This is a genomic window from Streptomyces sp. NPDC050485, from assembly GCF_044458185.1.
Taxonomy (GTDB): Bacteria; Actinomycetota; Actinomycetes; order Streptomycetales; family Streptomycetaceae; genus Streptomyces.
Map to the genome: position 1 here is coordinate 466,865 of NZ_JBITHR010000002.1, position 25,111 is coordinate 491,975.

The following is a 25,111-nucleotide window of genomic DNA, read 5'->3' on the forward strand; positions in this document are numbered from 1 at the left end:
AGGGGGAAGTTGCGGTCTCGCCATGACGGGATCCTACGTACGCCCCCGTCAGACCGCCTTGACCGCCCCTACGAACCGCGTCCACGCGGCAGCCCCAACTACCAGCACAGGCCCCTCCGGGGCCTTTTTGCTGTCCCGCACCGGGACGACGATGCCGTAGCCGTCGGCGACCTCGATGCAGTCGCCGCCTTCGTCGTTGCTGTACGAAGACTTACGCCATGCGCCGTCGGCGACCTCAAGGCAGCTCCCGCCCTCAGCGTTGCTGTACGAGGACTTGCGCCACGCACCCTCCGCCACTTCCAGGCAGTCGCCGCCCTCCGCATTGCTGTAGGACGACTTCCGCCAGCGGGCAGTGGCCAGGGAGCGCGTTATGTTCATGGTGCGTAGTCCTCCATCGCCGCCTGGATCATGGCCAGGGACGCCGTCGGCGACAACGCGACGGCCCTGGCGAGATCGTAGGTCCTCATGTAGCTCGCTACCAGGGCCGGTGCGTCCAACAGCTGGCCAGAATGGGCTGCTTCGAGATAGATGACGGGCGGGGCATCGGTGAAGGTCATCACCTTGACCGAGCTGTTCATCAGCGGAAGCGCCCCGGCTGCGAAGGGCAGAATCTGAACCACGACCTGGCCATCCTCGACCAACTTACTTATGTGAGCCAGCTGTTCGTGCATCACACTGTCGTCGCCGACCCGAATCTTCAGCACCGCCTCATGCAGAATGCACCACAGCTCGGGCGCCGTTGGGCCATCGAGCAGCTTGGCCCGTTCCATACGCGTCGAGACGTTGAGCTCGACCTCCTCCTCGGAGGCGAACGGTCGGCCCGCGCGGGTCAGGGCGCGGGTGTAGGCCGCCGTCTGGAGCAGGCCCGGCACCACCATGGGCGTCCAGTGGAAGATCGCGGAGGCCATGGCCTCCAGCTCGACCGCCAGGCGGAAGTACTCCGCATGCTGCGAGGCCTGCTCCATCGCCTCGCACATGCGGGTCAGGATCCCGTCCGTGTGGAGCGCGGCGTCGAGACGCTTGGCCATGTCCTTCGGCGGACGCCGGGTCGCGTTCTCCATTTGGCCGATGTACGCACCCGAGCAGAAGACGAGCGCGCCCAGGTCTTCCTGGGACAGCCCGGCGGCCTCGCGTTTGCGGCGCAGTTCGCTGCCGTAGAAGGCGCGGGGCGAGTCCCACGGGTTGAGGTCATTGGGCCGCGTCATGGGCAACTCCCTTGTGCAGCAGGGTGGTTGTGGGGACCGGATGTACTGCCCAGAGAGAATAGCTCCGCAGGGTCACCATTCGCACACGGAACGTGAAATCACCCGTACGGCGTCAGCCGGTGCGGCAAACCATTAGATATGCGGCATTACGGCTAGTTTCCTCAGTTATGGGAGTTTCGAGTTCCGCGAAGCGGATGCTGGTCGGACGGCCGCTGGACACCAGCCGCCTCGGGGAGACGCTGCTGCCCAAACGGCTTGCTCTGCCCATCTTCTGCAGCGACCCGCTCTCGTCGGTCGCGTACGCCACTGAAGAGATCCTGCTGATCCTCGCGCTCGGCGGAGCCAGCCTGCTCCACCTCACCTGGTACGCCGCCGCGGCCATCATCTTCCTGCTGGTGGTCGTGGTCGCCTCGTACCGGCAGACCTGTTACGCCTACCCGGGGGGCGGCGGGGCCTACATCGTCAGTTCCGAGAACCTCGGGCCGACCGCCGCGCTCACCGCGGCCAGCGCGCTGCTTGTCGACTACGTACTGACCGTCGCCGTGTCCGTCGTCTCCGGCGTCGCCGCCATCACCTCGGCGATTCCGTCCCTGAACAGTCATCAAGTCGCCCTGTCCGTAGGGTTCGTGGTGATTCTCACCTTGATGAATCTGCGGGGCGTGCGCGAGTCCGGGCGGGTCTTCGCGATTCCCACCTACGGCTTCGTGCTCGTGATCTACGTGATGTTCGCGTTCGCCGCCGTACGCCTCGCCACCGGCACCACGATCCGCGCCGAGTCGGCCCATCTGCCCATCCAGGCGGCCGGGACCTACGCCGGGATCGCGGTCGTGCTGCTCGCCATGCGCGCCTTCGCCTCCGGGTGTACGGCGCTGACGGGTGTGGAGGCGATCAGCAACGGCGTACCCGCTTTCCAGAAGCCGAAGAGCCGCAACGCCGCCAACACGCTTGCCGCGATGGGGGTGTTGTCGCTCACCATGTTCGCCGGGATCACCGCGCTCGCCATGGTGTACAAGGTCCATGTGGCCGCCGATCCAACGGAGTTGGGCCTGCCGGCCGGTACCGCCACCTCCACCGCGCTCGCGCAGATCGCCCGCGCCACGTTCGGGCACCTGGACATCCTGTTCTACCTGGTGCAGACGTTCACCGCCGGCGTGCTGATCCTCGCCGCCAACACCGCGTTCAACGGCTTCCCGATGCTCGCCTCGATCCTGGCCAAGGACCGGTACGCGCCGCGCCAGCTCTACAACCGGGGCGACCGGCTCGTCTACTCCAACGGCGTCGTGCTGCTCGCGCTCGCCGCGATCGGCCTGATCGTGCTGTTCAACGCCGAGCTGTCCCGGCTCATCCAGCTGTACATCATCGGCGTCTTCGTCTCCTTCACGCTCTCGCAGGCCGGCATGGTCAAGCACTGGCGCAAGGAGCTTGCGACGCCGAAGGGGCAGGAGAACCGGCGCCACATCCACCGCTCGCTCGCCATCAACTCGGTCGGCGCGACCATGACCGCGATCGTCCTCGTCATCGTGCTGATCACCAAGTTCACGCACGGCGCCTGGCTGGTGATCATCGCGATGCCGCTGCTGTTCTTCGGGATGAAGGGCGTACGGAACCACTACGACCAGGTGGCCAAGGAGGTCGCCGTCGCGCCGGACGCCAAGCCCCGCAGGCCTTCCCGCCACCACGCGTTCGTGCTGGTCTCCGCCGTGCACGCGCCCACGCTCAAGGCGATCGGCTTCGCCCAGGCGCTGCGGCCCGACACGCTCACCGCGCTGACGGCCGCCGCCGACGAGGACGCGGTGCGGCTGCGCGAGAAGTGGGCGGCGTACGACCTGGGTGTACCGCTGACCATCATCGACTCCCCGTACCGGGAGGTCGTCGGGCCGGTGCTCGCCCATGTGAAGGCGACGGCGGACGCGGATCCGGGTGCGATGGTGTCGGTGATCATCCCCGAGTACATCGTGGGCCACTGGTGGGAGCAGCCGCTGCACAACCAGAGCGCGCTGCGGCTCAAGGCCCGGCTGCTCTTCATGCCCGGGGTGACCGTCATCGACGTGCCCTACCGGGCCCGGTCCGCCCGCGAGGAGGAGCCCGCCAAACCGCTCAAGCGGTGACCGTGGGATACCACCCACGGTAGGGGGTGGGCCCCCACCCGTAGTACTGGGGAGGCACCCCCTAGGTCTACGGAGCTACACGGCAAGTGTGGTCTCCAGTGCGACGCCGACGACATGGCTCGATCCATAGCTTCAGTACCGGCAGAACAACTCCGGTACGGAAGGCTCACCATGGCGTCGCGCCCGCACGGCAAGCACCCGCACGGCCCGGGTCCGGACGGCTCGCAGCCGCCCAACAGCCGTATGGGCATGGGTCGTTCGCGCGTCGGTCGGCTGCGCGGTGGCCTTCTGTCCAAAGGCCGTCTGCGCCGCACCCTGATCGCCGTGTTCGTCGCCGCTTCGGTGGCGGTGCCGGTCTCGGGTGCGGCCCGGCCCGCCGCCGTACCGGCGCCCGCGCCCGCCGCCCTTGCCCCGCTCTCGGTCGCCGGTCTCTCCGGCTCCGGTCTCGACACCCGGTACGCGGCCAACCGCGCCGACATCCTGGCCGCCGAGAAAATGGCCGAGGACCACGGAGACTGGCGCAGGGGCCGGGCGCTGGACGCCATGGCGGACCGGGACCGGCACTTCCTCTCCTTCGACGGGCGCGACGGCGGACGTACCGCCGAGGTCTTCGGCGACCTTGCGCACGCCGAGAAGATCGCGGTCCTGGTCCCCGGCTCGGACACCAACCTCGACCAGTACGGGCGGCTGCGCAGCGGCGCCGAGGCGCTGGCCGCGCAGCTCGGCCCGAAGACCGCCGTCATCGGCTGGATGGGGTACGCGACCCCGGGCACGGTGAGCACGGAGGTGCTCACCCCGGGACGGGCCGATGACGCCACCCCCGAACTCGCCTCATTCATACGGGAGTTGAAGGCGGCCAAGCCGAGGGCTCGCACCTCTCTGCTCTGCCACTCCTACGGCTCGGTCGTCTGCGCGAAGGCCGCCTCCGGCGTCGACGTCGCCGACATCGTCCTGTACGGCAGCCCCGGCACCGGCTTCGACACCGCCGCCGCGCTGCACACCTCCGCCACCGTCTGGGCGGGCCGGGGCGCCGACGACTGGATCGCCGACGTACCGCACTCCAGCCTCGACCTCGGCTTCGTGACCATCGGGTTCGGCACCGACCCCGTGTCCCGGCACTTCGGCGCCCGCTCCTTCGACGCGGGCCCCGGCGGCCACAGCGACTACCTGTTGCCCGGCTCCGTACCGCTCAAGAACATCGCCCGGATCGTCGGCGGACAGACCCCGCTCGTCAACGGACAGACCCCGCAGGAGGCCCGCCATGCGTGAACTGGTTCAGCGGATCGAGGCCGCGACCCCGGCCGACCGTGACCGTGCCGTGGACGCGCTGCGCGCCTTCGCGATCCTCGGGGTGGTGATGGGGCACTGGCTGGTCACCGCGCTGGTCTCCGACAGCGGCACCGTGCACGCCTCAAGCCCACTCTCGTACCTGCCCCAACTCGCCCCCATATCCTGGGTGTTCCAGACGCTGGCCGTGTTCTTCCTGGTGGGCGGGCAGGTCGCCACGAAGAGCTACGACTCCGCCCGCGCCCGGGGCGCGACGTACCCGCAGTGGCTGCGGGCCAGGCTCGGGCGGCTGTTCCGGCCGGTGGTGGCCGTGCTCGTGGTGTGGCTGGTCGCGGCGGGCGCCATGCTCGCCTCGGGCGTGGGCCTGGACACCGTGCACACCCTGGTCAAACTTGTGCTGTCCCCGCTGTGGTTCCTGCTCGTGTTCGCGGCGCTGACCGCGGCCACCCCGATCGTCTCCAAGGTGCACCCGCTGTGGCCGCTCGCGGTCGTCCTGTACGTCGACCTGTACCGCTTCGGCTTCGACGGGGCGGGCTGGACCGGCTGGATCAACTTGCCCGCAGGCTGGCTGGTGCCGTACTGCCTGGGCGCGCTGTGGGCGCGGCGCGGCGCGGGCACCTCGCTGCGGACGACCGGGTGGGTGCTGCTGACCGGCGGCGCCGCCGCGACCGCGCTGCTGGTGCTGTTCGCGGGCTATCCCGCCTCGATGGTCGGGGTGCCGGGGGCGGCGATCTCCAACCTCAACCCGCCGACGCTGGCCGCCGTCACCTTCGGACTCGCCCAGTGCGGCGCGGCGTTGCTGCTGCTCGGCCCGCTGCGCCGGGTGCTGCGGCGGCCCGCGCTGTGGGCGGTGGTGGCGCTGGTCAACCTGTCCGCGATGACGATCTTCCTGTGGCACCAGACCTCGATGATGGCCGTCACGTGTCTCGGCCTGCTCGCGGGCGACGCGCTGCCCGGACTGCACACCGTGCCCGACGGCGGCGGCTGGGTGCTCGCCCGGCTCGCCTGGCTGCCGGTGTTCGCGCTGATGCTGACGGTGTGCTGGCTGACGTTCCGTACGTACGAGCAGCCGGGGCGGGCTGCGACTGCGGGTGCGTCGGGTGCGGGTGCGGCTGCGAGCAAGGTGGTGCGCGAAGGGCGGCCCGCCCGGGTGCGGGCGGTGCGGGGTGCCTAGGGTGAGCTTCGTGAAGACGGGGGACAGTGAACGGGAGCGGGGCGTGCGGCCGCGGGTGGCTCAACCGGGCGTGAAGCAGCGGCTGGTGGCGGGGCTGCGGGCGGTGCCGGGCACCCTGCGCGCGGACCTCCTGGCGATGACGCCCGAACCGATGGCGCGCAGGGCGGAGCCGGGCTGGCTGGCGTGGCGGCCGGCCCTCGCGGTACCGCTGGGGATCGCCGCGCTGATCGTGATGGTCGCGGGCACCCTCCAGTACAGCCGCATGTACCAGCTGGGCACGGGCGTGGGCCTGGTGCTCGCGGGGATCCAGTCGGGCGCGCTGGTCGCCGCCATGTACCGGCCGCTGCCCGCCTGGTGGGCCACGACGGGCGTCATGTTCGCCGCCGCGCTGCTCGCCGAGTCCCAGGTCGATCCGGACGCGATGTACCCGTGGACCGGGCCGGGGATCGCCCTCCAGACCGGGGTGCTCCTCTTCGTCTCGCTGAGGCACCGGCCCCGGGTCGCGGTGGAGACGCTGGCGATCAGCCTGGGGGCGGGCGTGCTCTGTGCGGCCCTGCACAGTCAGCCGCACACCTCGCCCAGCGCGGGGCTCGCCTTCGTGTTCTTCACGATCGCCGTGGTGGTCGGGGCCGCGCTGCGCGGCCGCCGGGTGGCCCGTACGCAACTTGTCGCACAGGAGGAGATCACCGCAGAGGAGCGGGCCCGGCGCACCCTGCTTGAGGAGCGCAACCGGATCGCCCGCGAGCTGCACGATGTGGTGGCCCACCACATGTCGGTCATATCCATCCAGGCGCAGGTCGCCCCGCACCTCGTGGAGAACCCGTCCGAGGAGCTCCTGGAAAACCTCGCGGGCATCCGGCAGAACGCGGTCGAGGCACTCACCGAACTCCGCCGTGTCCTGGGGGTGTTGCGCTCCGAGGACCCGCTGGCCGAGGGCGTACGCCACGCACCGCAGCCCTCGCTCGACCGGTTGGACGAGCTGGTGGCCAATGTGCGGGGGGCGGGTCTTGAGGTGACGACCGAAATACTGGGTGCGGCCCGCCCTCTGTCGCCCGGGGTGGAACTGTCGGCGTTCCGGGTCGTGCAGGAGGCGCTGAGCAACGCTATGCGGCATGCGCCGGGGGCGGCGGTGCGGGTGGTGGTCGCGCACCAGAGTGCGGAGCTCGTGGTGCGGGTCACCAACACCGCGCCTGACCGGCCGGTCGCGCCGTCGCCCGGCGCCGGGCACGGGCTGCTCGGCATGCGCGAGCGCACTGCCATGCTGGGTGGCGAACTCGCCGCCGGCGCGACTCCCGACGGCGGTTACGAAGTCACCGCGACGCTTCCGCTGGAGGACAGCCACCCATGACCATCCGCGTCCTGATAGCCGACGACCAGATGATGGTCCGTCAGGGATTTACGGTCCTGCTCAACGCGGAGCCGGGCATCGAGGTGGTGGGCCAGGCGGTGAACGGTGTCGACGCCGTAGCCAAGGTGTCCGAACTCGCCCCGGACGTCGTCCTGATGGACATCCGCATGCCGGAGCTCGGCGGCATCGAGGCGACGCGGCGCATCACGGCGCCCGGCGAGCCGGAGGTGAAGGTGCTCGTCCTGACCACCTTCGACCTGGACGAGTACGTGTACGAGGCGCTGCGCGCGGGGGCGTCGGGGTTCTTGCTGAAGGACGCGTCGGCGGCGGAACTCGCCCAGGCGGTACGGGTGGTGGCCGCCGGGGAGGCCCTGCTTGCTCCCAACATCACCAAGCGGCTGATCGCGGAGTTCTCGCGGATGACGCAGGTGCCGCGGGCTCCGCTGAAGGAGCGGGTGGGTGACCTGACGGAGCGCGAGACCGAGGTCCTGACGCTGATCGCCCAGGGCCTGTCCAACGCGGAGATCGCGGCGCGGCTCGTGGTGGCCGAGCAGACCGTGAAGACCCACGTGAGCCGGATTCTGGTCAAGCTGGGGCTGCGGGACAGGACGCAGGGGGCGGTGTTCGCGTATGAGTGCGGGTTGGTGCGGCCGGGGGCCCGCTGATCACCCCGGGTCGGGTGGTGCGGCGCGGGGGGTTGAGGGGGCTCGCCGGCCACCCGGGTCGGATGCGGCCTCCCTGCCTGGGCTGCGCCCCAGACCCCCTGAGGGGCTCCGCCCCTCGGACCCCGACAACGGTGACCACCCCCGACCAGCACAACTACCACCTCACGCGCCTCAGAAGCTGAAGTGAGGCACCTTGAAGCCCTTGGGCAGCTTCGTGTTGTTGGAGCAGTCCACAGTCGGCCCGACGTTCATGGTCGCCTGGTTCACCTTGCTGTCCCCGGGCATCACCACGTTCGGCTTGCCGGCCGCCGAGCATTCCTGCGTCTGACTGATGACGTACCTGCCGTCCTTGTCGGTGCGGACGGTCTCGCTCTTGTGGATGCAGGTGGTTTCACCCTGGGCGGAGGTCTTGCACTCGCCCTTGGGCTGATCGGCGTGCGCCTGCGCGGCACCGACACAGATCACGGCGAGACTTCCGAGAAGCCCGGAGACGGTTGCGATCTTCTGCCGACTGAACATGTGCTGCGTTCCTTTGCAATCGAGGCCCGGGCGCCTGCGCCGTTGACCGGCGCGCCCGAGCCTTGGAGGAAGTCGGAATACAGGCCCCAGCGCCTGACGCGTCTTCAACTGCGTCCGGCGGCAGGAGCGTTGCAGCCCGGACGCGCACCCTGGTGGGTTTGTTGCGCGTCCGGGCTGCCCTTGCCGTTGAGGGTGTTGTCCAGCACACCGTTGAGCAGCCCGAGCTGATCCAGGACATGGACCTTCAGTTCGTGCGACTCACATACGGTGTTCGGACGGATGTCGATGCGTACGAAGTTGCCCGACCCGCGACAACTGCGGCTACGGCCACAGCGTGCCGAAACCTGCGCATCGAGCTCTCGGAAATTCTTTACTGGTCCCCGTTGTCCGGGCCGTGCTCCGGGCCGTGCTCGCCGTGGTCCCCCTCGTGCTCCTGGCCGTAGCTGACACCGGAACCGTTCTCCGGCGCGAATACCGGAGCGCCGCCACGCTCGCCGTGGCGCTCCCCACCTTCGCCTTCGCCGGAGTTGGCCACGGCGTTCGCCTGCGAGGAAGCCACCGCGGTGACCGCACCGAAGCCGCCGTCGTGGGCGAAGCTGACGCCGACACCGAGGGTGGACAGCCCCGCAACCGCTGCGGCTACGACGGCAGCCCGCTGAAACTTGCGCATAGTTCGACTCTTCCTTATCTGGGTGTGAAGCCCTGACCGGACTACTTAATGTGAGCATATACATACGGAGTGTAGTCATTTGGGATCTTTGGCCCTTTCCGCGTGCCGTGTCGGCTTATGTCGTGTATGTCGGCTTACAGCGAGGCGCCCTTCGTCCGCCACGGACCTGAAGGGGGATGAGGGGGCTGGTGATGCGGCCGGTTGTGCCGGTCGTGCGCTCGCCGTTCTCCCCTGAAACGACACTTCCCCGGGGGCGGGTCACGGGCAGCGGGGAGCGGTCACTCGTTTGCCCGCCGGCACGGAAACAGCGGATGGCCGGACCGGGTAACCCGGTCCGGCCATCCGCTGTTTGAAAGATGGGGAAGGTGTCGGAAGTTCCGCGGGCTCAGCTCAGCAGGCCGAGGGGGCTCACGCCCTCTTCGCCCCTTTCGGGTCCCGGGTTGGTGGGGGAACAGGTCACCCTGGGGCCGATGTCCATGTTCCCGCGGTTCAGCAGGCCCACGACGGGCAACCTCAAGGGCTCCGTCGGCACGCAGCCCTGTGACTGGCGGAGGGTGGCGTCGCCATCGGCCGTGTTTCCGACGATCCGCTGGACGCAGGACATGCCGCCCTGATGGTCACTGACGCAAGAGCCTGTTCCTGCCGCGGCATACGCCTGGGTGGCGCCGACACAGGTCACGACGAGGCCGCCAAGAAGCCCCGAGACGGCCGCGATCTTCTTCCTACTGAACATGTGATGCGTTTCCTTTGTGAGTCCCATGTCCGGTTGTCCGGGACGTTCGGGTCCGTTTCGCTTACGAAGTGAAGGGCTGCCCTGTTGAAGGCACTGTTACTGCGGTCGGCGGCCTCGCCCTCCGGGCGGCCGCACGTGAACGGGCCCCTTCGGGGGGTGACCCCGAAGGGGCCCGCGGAAAGCGTCGGGCACGATTACGCCGCCGACCTCACTTAGCGTTGGTGAATGCGTTGTTGAACTGGCCGCAGGTGGTGCCGAGAGTGTCGGAGAGACCGAGCACGCTGAGCGGGACGTTGGCTTCGCCCGCCGTCTGCGGACTGCACTCCTGATAGGGGCGGTAGTGGTCGGTCACCTGCGGCGCACTGTCGTGGGCGTACGCGGTACCGGCGCCGGCGCCGATGGCGGACAGACCGCCAGCCGCCGCGACTGCTGCGATCACTGCCTGCTGAAACTTACGCATGGAACCCTCGGCCCTTCATTGCCTGTACATCGGCTGATTGCCTACCGTGACTGGATGGACACTAACAGTAACGATCCGCTTTCCCAGAAGTCGCGCCCCCCTCGCGGACAATGACCTTCCTGGGCTCTTCCCGGACTCTTCTCCGGGCCCTTCCTGGACTCGAAGAACTCCGCGCACGCAAGCTCGACCTGCTCGTGGGCCGAGACGTGTGGGCTGACACCACCGGGTGACCAGTGGACCGATTGGCTCACATGCGCCGATCACTCAATCCACTCAAAAGTGGTAACACATCATGTTCCGGGTGCCTCCGTTCGCGCTCGCGGCATTCCCTTGAACTGGTCCGCCCGATCCGGGCTCCAACTGCGAAACGGAGACGCCCGTGCGAATCACCGACATCCAGCGCTGCGAGGTCCGGCCCGGACTGCTCGTGGAGTGGGCGCTCAGTCCGGCGACCGTCGCGGCGGCGGAGGGCCTTCCGGAGGACCCCCGGCCGCCCGCGTATCTCCAGGAGTCGCACATCAGGACCGCCCGATCCGTGCACGAGGACGGCCTGTTCGTGCCGACGTGGATCGGTACGGCATTCGACATCCCGGGCGAGGTCGACCTCGACGCGCTGCAGGACGCGCTGCGCAGCTGGACGCTTCGGCACGAGACGTTGCGCAGCGGCTTCCGGTGGGACGGCGACGAGATGCGCCGGTTCACGCTCGACACCGAGGACGTGTCACTCCATCGCGAGGTGGTCGGTGACTTCCCCGACGCGGCACAACTCGTCGAGCACCTCCAGGACCGCTTCGACGCCGTCGCGAACGCGCTGCGCTGGCCCAACTTCCTCTACGCCGCGGTCGTCAGGGACGACGGCACCAGCGTGTACATGGCCTTCGACCACAGCAACGTCGACTCCTACTCCGTCCAGCGGCTGCCCGCCGAGATCCACGAGCTCTACACCGCGGCCGCCGAGGGCCGCCCCGTGGAGGAGTCGCCGGTCGGCAGCTACGTCGACTTCTGCGAGCTGGAGCGGGCGGATGCGGACCGGATCGACGGCACCCACGCGATCGTCGGCCGCTGGCGGGAGTTCATCCGGCGGTGCAACGGGAAACTGCCCAACTTCCCCGTAGAACTCGGTCTGGAGCCCGGCGGCCCCCTGCCCACGCAGAAGCTCATGCGCGAGATGCTCGTCGACGCGGACTCCGCCGCCGCGTTCGAGGCGTACTGCCGGCCCTTCGGCGGCAGCCTCGTCGGCGTCCTGGCCGCCACCAGCCTCATCGTCCACGAGATCGGTGGACGGCCCGTCTACCGCGGCGTCGTGCCCTTCCACACCCGGGTGAAGTCCAAGTGGTCCGACTCCGTGGGCTGGTACGTCGGCGGCGCGCCCATCGAGGTCCCCATGGACCAGGCACCCGACTTCCGCAGCGCCCTGACCATCGTGCGCGCCGAGCTCCAGGCCAACAGGTCGCTGGCCCGCATGCCCCTTGCCCGCGTACTGCGCCTGCTCGGCTCGGATTTCCGCCCGACCTCGCCCGACCTGTACTCGATCGTCTCGTACGTCGACGCGCGAGGCATCCCCGGGTCGGAGCGCTGGGCCGAGCTGGCGGCTTATGGACTCGTCAGGGTGTCCTACGGCGACCAGGTGTGCGTCTGGCTCAACCGACTCCACGAGGGCCTGTGGTTCACCTGCCGCTACCCCGACACCGACGTCGCGTACAAGAACATGCGGCTGTACGCCGAGCGGTTGGGGGACATCATCCTCGCAGTGGCAGGCGAGCAACGCGCCCGTGAACTCGCACCACACGATCTCGCCGGGTGAACGATCCGCGACACCCCACATGTCGGCCACCGACGACACGAGCAGCGGTCCCCGTCCCGACCCGCCCCCGACCACACGGTCGGGGGCACCTTGTCGGCCGCGCGCTGCCTCGATCCCGCTGAACGCGGTGTCCACGACGGGCTCGGCGGTGTGCGTCAGTCCGCGCTCTCGGAGATCACTGTCGAGAGCGCCGACGCTTTTCCCAAGACCCCCAACACGGCCTTGTTCCGGGCCAGTTGCTTCTCCAGGCGCTCCACCCGGCGACATAAAAGCCTCGGTGCCCCGGCCTGTGGCCGGGGCACCGAGGAAGGTGGTGACTTTTTACTTGCTGAGGGCGCTGTTGCTGCAGCCCATGCTCGAGCCCATGGAGGTCGACTGTGCGCCCGCGTTGCCCTCGCCGTTCAGCAGGTTGCCGCCCAGGCCGTTGAGGATGCCGACCTGACCGAGGACGTCGACGTTGCTGTCGTGCGACTTGCAGTTGCTGCTCTGCATGATGTTGAACTCATCGCCACCCCGGCCGCCTCGACCTCCGTCGTGCGCCTGGGCCGTACCGGCGGCCAGCATTCCGAGGCTGCCGAGGGCGGCGACCAGGACGGCGGCCTTGCGAAGCTTGTGCATGTCATCTCCGTTGGAGTGAAGTGGACGCGATCTGCGACAGATCGACTTCGTGTAGTTACAGAGGTAATACGAAATATCCTGAAAGCACCCGGCGGCGCGCCGAATTCGGGGAATCCCTCACCGCCTTGGTCGATTGCGGGAAATAACCCGCCCCGTGTGTGCTGAGGTTGAGCCGGTACTGGACCTGCTTCGGCCGCATCGGATCGCCTGGAACAAGTGGTCGAGTCCCGCGGCGGCCAAGTTGGTCGGCCCGCCGAGGCAGCTCGTGGGCCAGATGCCCTTGCGTGGTTCAACCCCGTTGCGCATAGGGGCAGTTGGCAAGCGATGAGCGATTCGGAACGCTCGATGAACTCCTGCACTCCCTGGTGCAGCCGCACACTCAAGTTGTCCCGGACGAGAACAGCGGGAGGCCGAGCGGCGATGCCGGCCCCTGCGACGTGAGGGCCGCGGCACCTCCCGTACGCCACCGCTGCCGCCACTTCTCGATCGGCCGCACATGAGCCCGCAGAATCCGTAGAACCCGTAGATCAGCGGCGATCTCCGCAGACGTCTCACCCCGCGCGAACCGCTCAGCCACCTCAAGGCGTACTGACTCCCGCGGCCCCCTCGCCCTGGTAGTCGACCCGCCACCGCTCGCGTACCTCATGCCCGCGGCGTACCGCAGGGAGCAAGAGGGCACGGCCCCAGCCGCCTTCACGAGTTCAACCTCAGTGAACCGCGGCGTCGGCTGCTTGGACACAGAAATTCGACACAAAGATTCGACACAAAAAGGGGTCCCGGCACCGGGCTTTGGGCTCGGTACCGGGACCTGATTCCCGCTCTCGCCGGCTATGTGGCCGGACACGTGCTTAGAAGGCGCTGTTGTTGCAGCCCATGCTCGAGCCGATGTGGGTGCTCTGGGCACCCGGGTTGCCCTCGCCGTTGAGCGCGTTGCCCAGCAGGCCGTTGAGGATGCCGACCTGGCCGAGGACGTCGAGGTTCAGGTCGTGCGACTTGCAGTTGCTGCTCTGCCCGATCTTGAACTGGTCGCCGCCCTTCCCGCCGTCGTGCGCCTGGGCCGTACCGGCGGCCAGCATTCCGAGGCTGCCGAGGGCAGCGACCAGGACGGCAGCCTTGCGAAGCGTGTTCATGTGATCTCCGTTGGAGTGAAGTGGATGCGATCTGTGGCAGATCGATTCCTTACGGTCACGGAAATTAATACGAAATACCCCCAAACCGCCCGATGACGCGCCGGGTGTCGTGATGTTGTTCTGGAAGCACTCTGAAGCCGTATCGCCTACGAGCGGGCCCGCTGGTGTCATCCACCACCCACACCTGCGGTCGCACCGCGGTGACCGCCCGGCGGGCCAACCGCTGCCGCACCGCGGTGACCGGCCAGGTCGTGGAGGTCACGAACCGCTTGGGGACGGGATGGGATGACGTGGGCAGATACCAGCGACGGCGGATCAGCGTGCGTCCGCGGTTGGTGGCGCAGGCGGCGAAGATACCGATCCGGCTGTTCTCGGTGCGTCCGGGGGTGCGGGAGTACTGCCGTTGCACACAGGCCGAGCGGATGCCCTTCTTGAGGAATCCGGGGTCATCGGTGATCAGGACGGCATTCCGGTCGCCAAGGTGTTCAACGACGTAGCCACATATGTCGTCCAGGACCTCGTCGGCGTCCCGTTCGATCCGGTTCGGCAACCGGTGGATGCGGTCAGGGCCTGCGTGTCCGGATACTTCCGCCGGCGTCCAGCCGTTCTTCCGCTCCAGCGGTCGGCGTACACGTGAACGTGGTGCTGGCAAGCGCCGTTGCAGTAGCCAGGGCGCTTCTGATGGCTCTTGGTCAGACGTCAGACGTCAGACGTCAGACGTCAGACGTCAGACGTCAGACGTCATGTGGCCAAGAGCCATCACGCAGATGGCTCGTGAGGCTTTCCTCGCCTCATCGGGCTCATCCATGGCCGCCGCGAAACGGCTTCAGGAGCCATCGGAAGCGGCCTGGTGACAAAGTCCTAGCTTTGGGCGTTGGCGAGGGCGTTCGCCTGGTTGTTGCCCTGGCCGCAGCTGACGCCCTTGGTCTCGGCGCCGGCGAGTACGGCGACGGGGAGATTCGCGTTGAGCAGGTTCTGCGGGCTGCATTCCTGGTACGGACGGAAGAGGTTGTTCTGCTTCGTCGGGGCAGCCTCCGCCGGGGCGGCCGGGGCCGTCTGAGGGGAGATCTGCGGGGAGATCAGCGGGTTCAGCTGCGGGTTGACCTGCGGGCTGACCTCAGAGGGCTGCGGCAGGGACATCCGCTGCTCCGGTGCGGGCGAGCCGTAACTGTGCGCGGTGGCCTGTGAGGCGGTCCACGAGGCGGCCTGGGTGTCCGGCTGCGGAACGGGGGGCGGAGCGGCACTTCCGTACCCACCGGTCGCGGCGGCGAGGCTGGGGCCCACGCCGATGGCGGACAGGCCGCCGGCTGCTGCGAAGACGAGCGCGGCCTTATGAAGCTTTCGCATGGAACCCTCGGCCCTTCATTGACCTGTGCGTGGAACGTATGGGAATGCAGATGAGCCGGTGCAGCCGTTGCTGTTTTCGCTGTCCTGTGCGGCTGCGATGGGCCATCGTCCTGGCCAGTGCGGAACGAGCTGAGTGCAGCTCCCGTCACGGGAGTTGGGGCGTCGTCACCCATTTGCCGAAGGGTGCGAATCATCATGTTAATCGTCAACGGAGGAGTGCGGGTGCCGCACTTGTTCTTGACGGGGCGACAAGTCCTCACTCATCCGTGGCGCGACGGGCCATGGCAAATGGGTGACGGAATTTTGGATCCCGTGACCGGTCCGGAGGAAATGTCGTTGCCAGCTGGGAGAAGGCGGCGACCACGAATCGGCGACCACGAATCGGAGAGAGAAGGGCAACGGGATCCGCTGTCGGCTCCGGCGTGAAGTCCACATGGAAGCCCCCCATTTCCCCCGTCAGGGCGCAGTGTGAACATCAGACTGAGCGCACGCAAGACAGCACTGAATGCAACGGATTTCCCGTGTACAGGTATTGAAGGGCCCAGGGTTCCATGCGAAAGCTTCACAAGGCCGCGCTCGTAGTGGCAGCGGCCGGCGGTCTGTCCGCCATCGGCGTGGGCGTCAGCCACGCCGACTCTCCCGGCGGGTACGGCGGGTACGGAGGTGCCGCTGGTCCCCAGTACTCGGCACCCGAGGCCGGTCCGCAGTACCAGGCTCCGCCGCAGTACGCGCCTGTCCCGCAGTACGCTCCTCCGCCGCAGTACGCGCCGGCTCCGCAGTACGCTCCGCCGCCGCAATACGCTCCGCCGCCGCAGTACGCCCCTGCTCCGCAGTACGCGCCTGCCCCGCAGTACGCTCCTCCGCCGCAGTACGCGCCTGCTCCGCAGTACCGGGCTGCGCAGGCCACGGCGATGTCCAGCGCGGCGGGCACCGTACAGTCCGGCGGTCAGCAGCCGTACGCCCAGCCGATGATGCAGGCCGCTCCCCCGGCGCCTGCCCCGCAGCAGGCCTCCGCCTTCGCCTCGTCGACGGGTGCCGCGCAGGCCGGTCAGCCGGCGCAGATCATGCCGCAGGTCGTCCCGCAGGCGGCGCCACAGGTCACTCCGCAGGTCGCCCCGCAGGTCGCCGTACCCCAGGTCTTCAACCCGGAGCCCGCGCCGCGTGTCGCCCCGCAGGTGAACCCCCAGGTGAACCCGACGGTGAACCCGCTCATCAACCCGCTGGTCGCGCCGCTCAGCACCCCGCAGGTACCCGGGCTCGGCCTCGGACAACTCGCGGCGCCTCCCGTGGGCCAGCTGGGTCTGCCCCGCGTCGGCTGATGACCTCGCCGCGACCGTCCACCGTCCCAACTCGATCTGCTGCACCTCACATCGGCTCGACCAACGGAGAGAAGAAATGCGCAAGATCCAGAAGGTAGCCCTCGTCGGCGCCGTCCTCGGCAGCGTCGGCGCCTTCGGCGGCACCGCCTTCGCGCACGGCGAGCAGGGCGCGCACGACACCGACATCACGCAGCGCTCCGAGTGCCGCTCGCACGACATGAACATCGACGTCCTCGGCAGCGTCGGCGCCCTCAACGCCCTGCTGGGCAACGGGCTCAACGGCGAAGGGTCCCCGGGCGCGCAGCCCAACCACATGGGTTCGGACCTGGGCTGCAACAGCAAGGTGGGCTGAGCAGCCCGCTACCCGCTTTCCCCGCAAGACCCCGCCCTCGTCATGTTCTTCGCGGTCCTGTACGAGGGCCGGCGGCCTCCGGGCCCGGCCTGACACCCCCCGGCGATCGGACGACCTGGGCGGTGTCACCGGGCCCGGGAGGTGCCGTGGGGATCGTGATGAGAGGTGGGCGTCTTCCTGGGTCCGGGCGTCGGCAAGACCGCGCAGCACGGCCCCGTTCCGCCCCCGGCGCTCCCACCGGCGTCCTGCCCCTGCCCCTCGGCGACGGCACCGGCGCGGCCCCAGTAGGCGCCCATCCCGCCTTCCCGCACCGGCTTCGCCCGGGCCTCGGCGAAGGGGCCCCCGCCGCATCGCCGGCCCGTTGAACCCAGCGCCGCGGGGCTGCCGTCGGCAGCCCCGCCCGGGCGACACGTGGCATCTCGATGAGGTGTTCATCAAGGTCGACGGCCGGATGCGCTACCGGTGACGGGCGGTCGACCAGGACGGCAACGTCCTCGACATCCGCGTGCAGAACAAGCGCGGCACGGGCGCGGCGTCCCTGGGCTCCTTCAGCCGGATCTCCCCGCACTTGCGACCCGGCCGCCATCTCCTCACCGCAGGCGAGTGACGCGTGAACCCGGCGGACCGGCCAGGGCGCTTGAGGGCACGAGGTCCCGGGACGATGAGTGTCCCGGGACCCTTCGTGCACTTCCCACCGCGAGGTTCAACGACCGGCCGCAGCCCTGGTCACCGTGCCCGTCACGCCCAACGAGCCGAAACGGTCCGCCGGATGAGCCCTCGGTAACACCATGTAATACGTCTTCGGAATTTCATCAATCATGGACTGTAATCCGATATACGGGAGGGTCCCCACCGGCCATTGTTCCCCCGAATGTACGACGCCGCGCACCGTGTGATGCTCGTTAGGCGATCGTGACTTTGAAGGAAAAGAATGTAGAAAAGGATCGTCCGCTCCTCTCGACCGTCGGGCTTGAGCCGGCCGACGGCATGATGGACCTCATGCACTGCTCGGACCTGCTTGCGGAGTTCCTCGCAACCATCAGCCGGATGCAGAATGAATATCTGCAGGCAGCGACGGAGGGGTGGTCGGCCCAAGGCTCGTACTCTGAATGAAACATCCCGAACCGCGCGCGGAGAAGCCAAGGACGGAAAGGATTCAGGATGCGGACCGACTATGATGCGGTAAACCAATACCCTGATTACACTCAGCCGATTGACGTGCAGCACATGTGGCGCGCCACCGATCCGGAGGCCCCGTCGGAGGGATGGGATCCGGACGAAGAGCTGGCCCGGATCCTGCTTCCGACGCACAACGTGGATCCTGCGCCTCCGCCATCGGACAGCGACAGGCGCTCGCGCCGCCCGGTCAACCGACGGCGGCCTCGGCCAGGGTTTCACGTCCTTGCCGGAAAACGGAGGATCATCGCTGTCGCGATCCTGATCGGAATAATCACCATCTGCGCAGTGACGATACTGACCTGGTCCATCTCTTATTCGTACAATCAGCTGCGCACCATTGCGCTGCTTGTGGCGTCGCCGCATTTGGCGCAATGGTGGCCGCTGACGGTGTACGGGCCGTGGCTGCTGGCAGGTCTGTCCATCCTGCGGGCATCCGTTCAGCACCGAACTGCCCGGCGGTCCTGGGCCGTGATGCTGATCTCCTCCGGCACGGCGGTGGCCCTGTGTATCGGCCAAGCACCGCATTCACTTTTTGCGATGGTAGTCGTCGGAATCCCGCCGATTACCGCCCTGGTCTGTTTCCGTGAACTCGTCGGCCAGTTCTCGCCCCGGCCCGGCCCCCGGCACGCCTCCGACGTGTGGAACGGGGCCAAGAAAGCAAGGCCGTAGCCTGCATTCCGCACGGCCCGCCGGGGTGGGCAGAGGTCCCTACAGCCACGCCCCGTGGCGCCGGATGTACCACGTCTTGACCACCTGCGTCAGCGTGCAGTACGCCAGCAGGACGCCGATCAGCCACGGGAAGTAGCCCAGCGGGACCGGGACGAAGCCGAGCGTCGCGGCCAGCGGGGAGAAGGGGAGGAACAAGCCCGTCGCCACCGCCAGGATCGTCATCACCATCACCGGCCACGTCGCCCGGGACTGGATGAACGGGATCCTGCGGGTGCGGATCATGTGGACGATCAGGGTCTGCGACAGCAGGCCCTCGATGAACCAACCCGACTGGAACAGCGCCTGGTTCGACTCGCTGTTCGCGCCGAACACGTTCCACATGATGACGAACATCGCGATGTCGAAGATCGAGCTGATGGGCCCGATGGTCACCATGAAGCGCCCGATCCCCTTCGCGTCCCAGTTGCGCGGCTTGCGCAGGTACTCCTCGTCCATCCGGTCCCACGGCGTGGCCAGCTGGGCGATGTCGTACACCAGGTTCTGCACGAGCAGCATGATCGCCAGCATCGGCTGGAACGGGATGAACGCCGAGGCGACCAGGACCGAGAAGACGTTGCCGAAGTTCGACGAGGCCGTCATCTTGATGTACTTGATCGTGTTGCCGAAGGTCGTACGGCCCTGGACCACGCCCTGCTCCAGGACGGTGAGGTCCTTCTCAAGCAGGATGATGTCCGCCGACTCCTTCGCGATGTCCACCGCCGTGTCCACCGAGATGCCGACGTCCGCGTCCCGCAGCGCCGCCGCGTCGTTGATGCCGTCGCCGAGGAAGCCCACCGTGTGGCCCTCGGCCTGGAGCGCCCGTACGATGCGGGCCTTCTGTACGGGGTTCACCTTGGCGAACACCGTTGTTGCGGTGGCCAGTTGGCGCAGCGCCGCATCGTCCAGCGCGTCCACGTCCGGGCCCGTCACGACCGTACCGACGTCGATGCCGACGTCCGCGCAGACGCGAGCGGCGACCAGTTCGTTGTCGCCGGTGACGACCTTGACCGCGATGCCCTTGTCGGCGAGGCCGCGCAGCGCGGCGGCCGCGTCCGCCTTCGGCGGGTCGAGGAAGGCGAGGAAGCCGACGAGGGTCAGGCCGGACTCGTCCGCGACGGTGTAAGTGTCAGCTGACCTTCCTGACCCCGTTGTCGAAGTTGGTCTGCGGACGCTCGCCGACGAGCGAGCCCGCCATGGATCCGAAGTAGGTGTCCGCGCCGGTGGCGACCACAACTCCCGTCGCGGTACCGGAGGTTACCGACGTACCCATCAGGCACAGGTTGTCCGCCTCGACGGGGTCGCCGGATGCGCTCCGGTTGTCCTCGCCGTCGCGTACGTCGGCCTTGGCGACCGGCAGCGACTCGCCGGACAGGGCTGCCTGAGACACCATCAGGTCCTTGGCGCCGATCAGCCGGAGGTCCGCCGGGATCAGGTCGCCGGCACCCAGCTTGACCACGTCACCCGGGACCACCTGGTCCATCGGTACCTCGACGGTGGTCGGCAGCGCGCCGCGCCCGGCCCGGCGCTGCACGGCGGTGGTCGTGGTGACGAGCTTCTTCAGCGCGTCGGCGGCCCGCCCCGAGCGGAACTCCTGCCAGAAGCGCAGCAGTCCGCTGATGGCGACCATCGTGGACAGGATGACGACGCCGGGGTCCGCCGGGTCCTGCCAGTACATGACGGCGGCGAGGAGGACGAGTACGGCGATGAAGGGGTTCGCGTACGCCCTGGCGAGCTGCGCGTACCAGCGCGGGGCCCGCTCGTGGGCGACCGTATTGAGGCCGTGCCGCTCCTGGCGGTCGAGCACCTCGGCCTGGCAGAGCCCGGCGCGGTCGACGCCGTACTCCTTGAGCACCTGCGCGGTGGGCTGCGCGCCGATCTCGGTGAGGCGCTCGCCGACGGTCCGGGTACGGGCCGCCAGCTCGGCGGCCCTGCGCTCACGGCGGCCGCGACCGCCCGGCGGTGCGAGCTTCTCGGGCGTGGGGGTAGGGGTGAGCATGGTCATGGCGAAACCTCCCGCTGTGCGGGTATGCCGGTGTGCGGGCATGGAAAAGGCGTGCGCGAGGGCGCACGCCACGAAGGAAGGGAAAAGGGCCGGTCGGTCAGCCGACGGGCACGGCGCGGCGAGGACTTCGGTCGGGGCTCATCCCGAACACCTCCTCGCTGCGGGCACGGCGGCAGTGACAGCCGTGCATCTATTTGCGTCGATACGAAAGTAACATACTTGCGTGGATGCGAAAGTAGGGTGAGGGCGGCCCGCTTCGCGATCTGCATCTGCCGCGGTTGCGGTCGGCTGCCCGGTAGGCGTCCAACTCGCCTACCGGGCAGGGTGGTTGGCAGTGCGGCTCAACGGCTCAGCATCCCCCGCACCGCCGCGCGGTCGACGTTGGTCAGGGCCCGGACGAGCTTCGGGGTCAGGAAGACGATCGTGAAGCCGATGAGGGAGACCGCGGCGATCTGGAGCGGGGACTCGATGTAGTACGCGTGGCGCACCCCGCCGGACGTGAAGTCGACGATGCGGTAGCCGGGCCAGCCGACGTAGTGCGGGAAGACCCAGGAGTACGCCGGGAGCAGGGCGATCACCCAGCCCGTGACCAGGAAGGTCAGGGTGAGTACGAAGGACGTCACGCGCCAGGGGAACATCACCACCTGGAAGAGCAGGGCCTGCCAGCCCGCCCTGTCCTTCAGCCGCGCCTCCATCGCGGCCCAGCGGCCCTCCCGGCGCGGGGCCGGAACACCCTGCGGCGCCGGGGTGTCGAGGCCGAGGCGGGACAGCGCCCGCCCGCGCTCCACCGCGCCGAGCCCGCGCGCCCCCGCCAGCATCGCGGCGAGCACCGGCAGGCCGAGCACCGTCACGGCCAGGCTCGCGCCGAGTGCGAACGTCGACACCGCGAAGCCGAACCCGGCGACGGCGAGCGGCAGCGAGGTCAGCGTGTAGGCGACCTCCCGGTACGTGGCGGCGGCGAACGGTGCGCGCCAGAAGCCGGTCGCGGCGGGAGCGGAGGTGGCCGGGGCGTACGGGGCGGCGGCGTACGGGGCGGTTGTCGAGGTCATGACTCAACCCTGCCGTCTTCGGGGGCCCGGCGGGATGGGGCGCCCCCGCCGATCGGGGGTGGTGCTAGACCCCCTATATCGGCGGTGGACACCCCCCAGTGCGTCAGCTGTCGACGGTGGACGCCCCCGGTGGGTGGGTCAGCCGCGGCGGCGGCGCAGGAGGAGGAAGCCGCCTGCTGCCACTCCGGCCGTCGAGACGGCGGCGATCGCCTGTGGCGCCACCGAGTTGCCGGACGACGGCGCCGCGGTGGCCGGGGCGGGCGCCGGGGCCGGGTCGCCGCCGTGGCCGTGGTGGCTCACCGTCGAACGGGGCGCGCCCGCCGCGATCTTCTGCTCCGTGGGCGCGGCCGGCTGCGCGGCTGCCTTGGCCGCCGAGGCCCCGTACACCACGTCCGAGCAGCCGTAGAACGCCTCCGGGCTGTCGTCGCGCTGCCAGAGCTTGTAGATGATGTGGCGTCCGGTGCGGGCGGGCAGCGTACCGCTGAAGTTGTAGTAGCCGTCGGGCGCCGTCCGGGACGTCTGGTACGTCGCGACGGGCGTGGGGTCCAGGTCGGACCACTTCAGCGGCTTGGCCGGGTCGAAGCCGTCCTTGGTGATGTACAGCGTCATCGTGCCCGAATGGGGCGCGGTCACCCGGAACTTGAAGTCGAACGAGCCCGCCGACACGTTGGTGGCCGGCCAGTCGGTGCGGGCCCAGTCGAGCGCCCGGTACTTGTCCCGGTTCGCCGAACACAACTTGCCGTCCGGGATGAGCTGTTGGGACTGACCGTTGGCGTTGGCGATGTTCACCTCGTTCCAGTCGTACAGCGGCTGGGTCCCGGAGTCGGCGACCAGGTCCTTGCACACCTGCGACACCGGGTGCTCCGGCCCCTCGGCGTAGCAGGCGGCGACCCGGCTGACCGGGTTGAACAGGGACCCGTGCGCGGAGGCCGGCGCGGGGGCGAGGGCGAGGAACGTCAGGGAGGCCGCCCCGAGGACACCCAGGGACGCGGCGGTACGCCGAGCGGACATGCGAGTGCTCCTTGATCGTGGGGGAGAACGAACGGCTGGCTGTGACCGGCTGTGGCGCGTTGTGCTGCTGGGGGAGCTTGGGGGTGCTTGGGGGTGCTTGGGGATGCGCCAAGTCGGCCTGGTACGGCGGTACTTGAGAGACTGGCATTGGTCTGGACCAAGCCGCAAGAGGTCTACGCCAACCGCTGAGCTTTGTACGGCCGGTCGGAGTGGTCGAGCGGCCGGTCGGCCGCCGGGCGGGACCACCAGACGCCCTCGCCGTGCGTGAGTCCGGGCAGCCACCGTTCCAGCTCGGCCACCCGGCGGGCCGCGACCGTGCCGCGCAGGAGCCACACTGAGTCGCCGCCCGTGGTCTCCTCGATGAGCGCGCCCAGCGCGGTGAGCCGGCCGCCGACGGCGGCGAGCGTGCTGAGCGGAATCTCCAACTCGAAGGCGTGGTACGGCTCGTAGACCTGCGAGCCCGCATTCCTCAGCGCGCGGTCCACGACGATCCGGGTCAGGGCGCGGAAGTCGCCCGCCGTGCTCATCACGCTGTTGAATCCGGAGCGTACGAGCGTGACCGTGCAGTCGGTGACCGCCCAGCCGTGCGGGCCGCCCGAGCGCAGCGCGTCGAGCACAGTCTCCTCGACGGCCTGGTGGAACGCGCGGGGCAGCGCGCCCAGTTCGGTCTCGTACCGGAAGGTGTTGCCGGTCCCGTGCGGGGCCGGTTCGACGCGCAGACCGACGGTCGCCCAGTACCCGGACGGCGCCGGGCCGCGATGGATCTCCTCGGCCGACTCGCCCACCCCGGTGGGGCGTTCGGTGTACACCGTGCGGCTCGGCTCGAAGACGGCCTCGATGCCGTACCCGTCGAGGAGCGTGGCGGCGATGACCTCCTTCTGCACCTCCCCGTACAGCAACACTGAGGTGGCGCCGCCGGGTTCGGTGCGGGTACGGATCAGCGGGTCCTGTTCGGCGAGTTCCAGCAGCGCCGCGTGCAGCCGGGCGTCCGCCGCGGTGCCGGGTTCGCGGGGGCGTACGACGCTCTGGAGCGTGGGGGCGGCGAAGCGCTGTGCCGCCGGGCTCTGCGGGGGGCCCAGGTGGTCGCCTACCCGGATCCGCGGCAGACCCCGCAGTCTGCCGATGTTCCCGGCGGTGAGGCGCGCTGCGGCGCTTGTGGCGTCGGCGCCTACGACGTCGAGGGAGGTGAGGCGGCCGGTGTGGGTGCCGTCGGGGGAGGCAAAGGTCAGTTTCTGACGGTTCATCACTGCGCCTTCGGTCAGGCGGAGATAGGCCGTTTTGTGGCCGGACTCGTCGCGCTTCACCGCGAAGACGGTGCCGCGGGGCGGGGCGGCGAGGTCCGGTGCAGGACTCGGGAGGAGGGTCGTGATCGCGCCGACGAGCGCGTCGATGCCCTGGCCGCTGATCGCCGAGCCGAAGTACACGGGGTGCACGAGTCCGCGCGCGGTCTGGTCGGCCAGGGCTTTGGCGAGTTCGGCGGGCGTGGGCGGGGGGCCGTCCACGACGCGGGCGAGGATCGCGTCATCGTGGTCGGCGAGCAACTCGCCGATGGTGGCTCGGAATTGGGCGTTCTCGTATGTGTGTGGCGAGGTCTTGGCAGACCGGGTGCCCAGGTCGCGTACCGCCGTCATGGGGGCGATGTGCGGGGCCAGCTTGCGGCGGATGTCGGCGAGGAGGTCGTCCGCGCGGGCGCCCGCCCGGTCGATCTTGTTGACGAAGACCAGCGTCGGGAGCCGGATCTCGCGCAGGGTGCGCATCAGGACGCGGGTCTGCGCCTGTACGCCCTCCACGGCGGACAGCACGAGCACCGCGCCGTCGAGCACGCCGAGCGCGCGCTCCACCTCGGCGATGAAGTCGCTGTGACCCGGGGTGTCGATGAGGTTGACCTGGGTGTCGCCGACGCGGAACGACGCGACCGCGGAGCGCACGGTGATGCCGCGCTGCCGCTCGATGGCGTCGGTGTCGGTCTGCGTGGAACCGGCGTCCACGCTGCCGAGCCGGTCGATCGCGCCGGTGTCGTAGAGCAACCGCTCGGTCAGGCTGGTCTTACCGGCGTCGACGTGCGCCAGGATGCCGATGTTCAGGGTGCGTGTGTGCGTGTGTGCGGGGTGCATGGGTGCGGGATTCCTCGGAGGTCGCCGTGAGGTGTGGGCTCTGGGCTGTCTCGAAGAATCGGCGCACTTGTTGCTCCCGCGTTGGGGTGGGTTCGGCTTGGTCAGGGTAGGGCGGGAGGGGTTGGGGGTGCGAGGGGATTTCTGTGCGGCTCAGCCCCAGGCTGGGGATGCCCCGCACCGCACCCTGCCAGGGGCGCGGGGAACTGCGCGATCAGCTACGCATGGCCCGCAGTCGAAGCACTTTCCCCGGAGGGTCTCGGGAAGGGGCGGGGTGGGGACTGACCCGGGACGGGAGGGGCGGCCGGCCGG

Annotated in this window: 24 protein-coding genes and 2 pseudogenes; 11 read left to right on the top strand and 15 right to left on the bottom strand. The window is 69.1% G+C overall.

Features of this window, described 5'->3' with window-relative positions; translation table 11 throughout:
- Positions 1 to 48: 48 nt before the first annotated feature.
- Both ACIBK6_RS05780 and ACIBK6_RS05785 read right to left on the bottom strand, forming a co-directional pair.
- Positions 49 to 378, bottom strand: a complete 330-nt coding sequence (locus ACIBK6_RS05780; RefSeq protein ID WP_399049069.1) for a DUF397 domain-containing protein — start codon at positions 376 to 378, stop codon at positions 49 to 51.
- Positions 375 to 1,205, bottom strand: a complete 831-nt coding sequence (locus ACIBK6_RS05785; RefSeq protein ID WP_399049070.1) for a Scr1 family TA system antitoxin-like transcriptional regulator — start codon at positions 1,203 to 1,205, stop codon at positions 375 to 377. The genes ACIBK6_RS05780 and ACIBK6_RS05785 overlap by 4 nt, the downstream gene beginning before the upstream one ends.
- A 167-nt stretch (positions 1,206 to 1,372) precedes the next feature.
- Between ACIBK6_RS05785 and ACIBK6_RS05790 the strand changes: the two genes are divergently transcribed.
- The 5 genes from ACIBK6_RS05790 (at position 1,373) to ACIBK6_RS05810 (ending at position 7,787) form a co-directional block, all read left to right on the top strand.
- Positions 1,373 to 3,313, top strand: a complete 1,941-nt coding sequence (locus ACIBK6_RS05790) for an APC family permease (RefSeq protein WP_399049072.1) — start codon at positions 1,373 to 1,375, stop codon at positions 3,311 to 3,313.
- Positions 3,314 to 3,562: 249 nt separating this feature from the next.
- Entirely contained in the window at positions 3,563 to 4,582 is a 1,020-nt protein-coding gene (locus tag ACIBK6_RS05795) for an alpha/beta hydrolase (RefSeq protein WP_399049317.1), read from the top strand.
- Positions 4,575 to 5,774: an acyltransferase gene (locus tag ACIBK6_RS05800; protein ID WP_399049073.1), complete on the top strand. Its 1,200-nt coding sequence runs from the start codon at positions 4,575 to 4,577 to the stop codon at positions 5,772 to 5,774. Before ACIBK6_RS05795 ends, ACIBK6_RS05800 begins: the two co-directional genes overlap by 8 nt.
- Before the next feature lie 10 nt (positions 5,775 to 5,784).
- Entirely contained in the window at positions 5,785 to 7,122 is a 1,338-nt protein-coding gene (locus ACIBK6_RS05805) for a sensor histidine kinase (RefSeq protein WP_399049074.1), read from the top strand.
- Positions 7,119 to 7,787 carry a response regulator gene (locus ACIBK6_RS05810; RefSeq protein WP_399049075.1) on the top strand — a complete coding sequence of 223 codons (669 nt, stop codon included), beginning with the start codon at positions 7,119 to 7,121 and terminating at the stop codon, positions 7,785 to 7,787. The genes ACIBK6_RS05805 and ACIBK6_RS05810 overlap by 4 nt, the downstream gene beginning before the upstream one ends.
- A 171-nt stretch (positions 7,788 to 7,958) precedes the next feature.
- On the opposite strand, the gene ACIBK6_RS05815 is transcribed toward ACIBK6_RS05810, so the two are convergent.
- The 4 genes from ACIBK6_RS05815 to ACIBK6_RS05830 form a co-directional block, all read right to left on the bottom strand.
- Positions 7,959 to 8,306: a hypothetical protein gene (locus ACIBK6_RS05815; protein WP_399049077.1), complete on the bottom strand. Its 348-nt coding sequence runs from the start codon at positions 8,304 to 8,306 to the stop codon at positions 7,959 to 7,961.
- Positions 8,307 to 8,676: 370 nt separating this feature from the next.
- Positions 8,677 to 8,976, bottom strand: coding sequence for a hypothetical protein (locus ACIBK6_RS05820; RefSeq protein WP_399049078.1), 300 nt, complete (start codon positions 8,974 to 8,976; stop codon positions 8,677 to 8,679).
- 385 nt (positions 8,977 to 9,361) lie between these two features.
- Positions 9,362 to 9,709, bottom strand: a complete 348-nt coding sequence (locus ACIBK6_RS05825; RefSeq protein ID WP_399049079.1) for a hypothetical protein — start codon at positions 9,707 to 9,709, stop codon at positions 9,362 to 9,364.
- Between the two features lie 208 nt (positions 9,710 to 9,917).
- A complete protein-coding gene (locus tag ACIBK6_RS05830) occupies positions 9,918 to 10,169 on the bottom strand; it encodes a hypothetical protein (RefSeq protein ID WP_399049081.1) in 252 nt (83 codons plus the stop codon).
- 379 nt (positions 10,170 to 10,548) lie between these two features.
- Between ACIBK6_RS05830 and ACIBK6_RS05835 the strand changes: the two genes are divergently transcribed.
- Complete coding sequence (locus ACIBK6_RS05835; RefSeq protein WP_399049082.1) at positions 10,549 to 11,973, top strand: condensation domain-containing protein; 1,425 nt, start codon at positions 10,549 to 10,551, stop codon at positions 11,971 to 11,973.
- Between the two features lie 321 nt (positions 11,974 to 12,294).
- Here ACIBK6_RS05835 and ACIBK6_RS05840 read toward each other — a convergent pair whose 3' ends face one another.
- From ACIBK6_RS05840 to ACIBK6_RS05855, 4 genes and pseudogenes are all read right to left on the bottom strand, one after another.
- The gene (locus ACIBK6_RS05840; protein ID WP_399049084.1) at positions 12,295 to 12,591 is read right to left on the bottom strand and encodes a hypothetical protein; all 297 of its coding nucleotides are present in this window, start codon (positions 12,589 to 12,591) and stop codon (positions 12,295 to 12,297) included.
- 848 nt (positions 12,592 to 13,439) lie between these two features.
- Positions 13,440 to 13,721, bottom strand: coding sequence for a hypothetical protein (locus ACIBK6_RS05845; protein ID WP_399049086.1), 282 nt, complete (start codon positions 13,719 to 13,721; stop codon positions 13,440 to 13,442).
- 133 nt (positions 13,722 to 13,854) lie between these two features.
- Positions 13,855 to 14,418: pseudogene (locus ACIBK6_RS05850) on the bottom strand (transposase); the annotation flags it as partial.
- Between the two features lie 164 nt (positions 14,419 to 14,582).
- Positions 14,583 to 15,068 carry a hypothetical protein gene (locus ACIBK6_RS05855; protein WP_399049087.1) on the bottom strand — a complete coding sequence of 162 codons (486 nt, stop codon included), beginning with the start codon at positions 15,066 to 15,068 and terminating at the stop codon, positions 14,583 to 14,585.
- A gap of 551 nt (positions 15,069 to 15,619) precedes the next feature.
- On the opposite strand from ACIBK6_RS05855, the gene ACIBK6_RS05860 reads away from it, so the two are divergent.
- The 5 genes and pseudogenes from ACIBK6_RS05860 to ACIBK6_RS05880 all read left to right on the top strand — a co-directional run bounded on the left by ACIBK6_RS05860 (position 15,620) and on the right by ACIBK6_RS05880 (position 18,587).
- Entirely contained in the window at positions 15,620 to 16,387 is a 768-nt protein-coding gene (locus ACIBK6_RS05860; RefSeq protein ID WP_399049089.1) for a hypothetical protein, read from the top strand.
- A gap of 76 nt (positions 16,388 to 16,463) precedes the next feature.
- Complete coding sequence (locus ACIBK6_RS05865) at positions 16,464 to 16,739, top strand: hypothetical protein (protein WP_399049090.1); 276 nt, start codon at positions 16,464 to 16,466, stop codon at positions 16,737 to 16,739.
- 385 nt (positions 16,740 to 17,124) lie between these two features.
- A pseudogene (locus tag ACIBK6_RS05870) lies at positions 17,125 to 17,274 on the top strand (DDE-type integrase/transposase/recombinase); the annotation flags it as partial.
- A gap of 377 nt (positions 17,275 to 17,651) precedes the next feature.
- The gene (locus ACIBK6_RS05875) at positions 17,652 to 17,852 is read left to right on the top strand and encodes a hypothetical protein (protein WP_399049091.1); all 201 of its coding nucleotides are present in this window, start codon (positions 17,652 to 17,654) and stop codon (positions 17,850 to 17,852) included.
- A gap of 48 nt (positions 17,853 to 17,900) precedes the next feature.
- Positions 17,901 to 18,587: a DUF2637 domain-containing protein gene (locus ACIBK6_RS05880; RefSeq protein WP_399049092.1), complete on the top strand. Its 687-nt coding sequence runs from the start codon at positions 17,901 to 17,903 to the stop codon at positions 18,585 to 18,587.
- Between the two features lie 39 nt (positions 18,588 to 18,626).
- Here the strand turns inward: ACIBK6_RS05880 and mgtA are convergent, their stop codons facing one another.
- From mgtA to otr(A), 5 genes are all read right to left on the bottom strand, one after another.
- Positions 18,627 to 19,859, bottom strand: coding sequence for a magnesium-translocating P-type ATPase (gene mgtA, locus ACIBK6_RS05885; RefSeq protein WP_399049093.1), 1,233 nt, complete (start codon positions 19,857 to 19,859; stop codon positions 18,627 to 18,629).
- Entirely contained in the window at positions 19,753 to 20,628 is an 876-nt protein-coding gene (locus tag ACIBK6_RS05890; RefSeq protein ID WP_399049094.1) for a cation-transporting P-type ATPase, read from the bottom strand. The genes mgtA and ACIBK6_RS05890 overlap by 107 nt, the downstream gene beginning before the upstream one ends.
- Before the next feature lie 341 nt (positions 20,629 to 20,969).
- Positions 20,970 to 21,677, bottom strand: coding sequence for a sensor domain-containing protein (locus tag ACIBK6_RS05895; protein WP_399049095.1), 708 nt, complete (start codon positions 21,675 to 21,677; stop codon positions 20,970 to 20,972).
- A 138-nt stretch (positions 21,678 to 21,815) separates the two neighbouring features.
- The gene (locus tag ACIBK6_RS05900; RefSeq protein ID WP_399049097.1) at positions 21,816 to 22,688 is read right to left on the bottom strand and encodes a lytic polysaccharide monooxygenase; all 873 of its coding nucleotides are present in this window, start codon (positions 22,686 to 22,688) and stop codon (positions 21,816 to 21,818) included.
- Positions 22,689 to 22,861: 173 nt separating this feature from the next.
- Positions 22,862 to 24,802: a tetracycline resistance ribosomal protection protein Otr(A) gene (gene otr(A), locus ACIBK6_RS05905; RefSeq protein ID WP_399049099.1), complete on the bottom strand. Its 1,941-nt coding sequence runs from the start codon at positions 24,800 to 24,802 to the stop codon at positions 22,862 to 22,864.
- Positions 24,803 to 25,111 lie beyond the last annotated feature (309 nt).

Coding starts and splice junctions, on each gene's coding strand:
- ACIBK6_RS05865 (WP_399049090.1), top strand. CDS start 16,464: ATGCGCAAGATCCAGAAGGTAGCCCTCGTCGGCGCCGTCCTCGGCAGC.
- ACIBK6_RS05810 (WP_399049075.1), top strand. CDS start 7,119: ATGACCATCCGCGTCCTGATAGCCGACGACCAGATGATGGTCCGTCAG.
- ACIBK6_RS05880 (WP_399049092.1), top strand. CDS start 17,901: ATGCGGACCGACTATGATGCGGTAAACCAATACCCTGATTACACTCAG.
- ACIBK6_RS05790 (WP_399049072.1), top strand. CDS start 1,373: ATGGGAGTTTCGAGTTCCGCGAAGCGGATGCTGGTCGGACGGCCGCTG.
- ACIBK6_RS05830 (WP_399049081.1), bottom strand. CDS start 10,169: ATGCGTAAGTTTCAGCAGGCAGTGATCGCAGCAGTCGCGGCGGCTGGC.
- ACIBK6_RS05780 (WP_399049069.1), bottom strand. CDS start 378: ATGAACATAACGCGCTCCCTGGCCACTGCCCGCTGGCGGAAGTCGTCC.
- ACIBK6_RS05845 (WP_399049086.1), bottom strand. CDS start 13,721: ATGAACACGCTTCGCAAGGCTGCCGTCCTGGTCGCTGCCCTCGGCAGC.
- ACIBK6_RS05820 (WP_399049078.1), bottom strand. CDS start 8,976: ATGCGCAAGTTTCAGCGGGCTGCCGTCGTAGCCGCAGCGGTTGCGGGG.
- ACIBK6_RS05825 (WP_399049079.1), bottom strand. CDS start 9,709: ATGTTCAGTAGGAAGAAGATCGCGGCCGTCTCGGGGCTTCTTGGCGGC.
- ACIBK6_RS05815 (WP_399049077.1), bottom strand. CDS start 8,306: ATGTTCAGTCGGCAGAAGATCGCAACCGTCTCCGGGCTTCTCGGAAGT.
- ACIBK6_RS05890 (WP_399049094.1), bottom strand. CDS start 20,628: ATGACCATGCTCACCCCTACCCCCACGCCCGAGAAGCTCGCACCGCCG.
- ACIBK6_RS05800 (WP_399049073.1), top strand. CDS start 4,575: ATGCGTGAACTGGTTCAGCGGATCGAGGCCGCGACCCCGGCCGACCGT.
- ACIBK6_RS05795 (WP_399049317.1), top strand. CDS start 3,563: ATGGGTCGTTCGCGCGTCGGTCGGCTGCGCGGTGGCCTTCTGTCCAAA.
- ACIBK6_RS05785 (WP_399049070.1), bottom strand. CDS start 1,205: ATGACGCGGCCCAATGACCTCAACCCGTGGGACTCGCCCCGCGCCTTC.
- ACIBK6_RS05900 (WP_399049097.1), bottom strand. CDS start 22,688: ATGTCCGCTCGGCGTACCGCCGCGTCCCTGGGTGTCCTCGGGGCGGCC.
- ACIBK6_RS05860 (WP_399049089.1), top strand. CDS start 15,620: ATGCGAAAGCTTCACAAGGCCGCGCTCGTAGTGGCAGCGGCCGGCGGT.
- ACIBK6_RS05895 (WP_399049095.1), bottom strand. CDS start 21,677: ATGACCTCGACAACCGCCCCGTACGCCGCCGCCCCGTACGCCCCGGCC.
- ACIBK6_RS05855 (WP_399049087.1), bottom strand. CDS start 15,068: ATGCGAAAGCTTCATAAGGCCGCGCTCGTCTTCGCAGCAGCCGGCGGC.
- ACIBK6_RS05840 (WP_399049084.1), bottom strand. CDS start 12,591: ATGCACAAGCTTCGCAAGGCCGCCGTCCTGGTCGCCGCCCTCGGCAGC.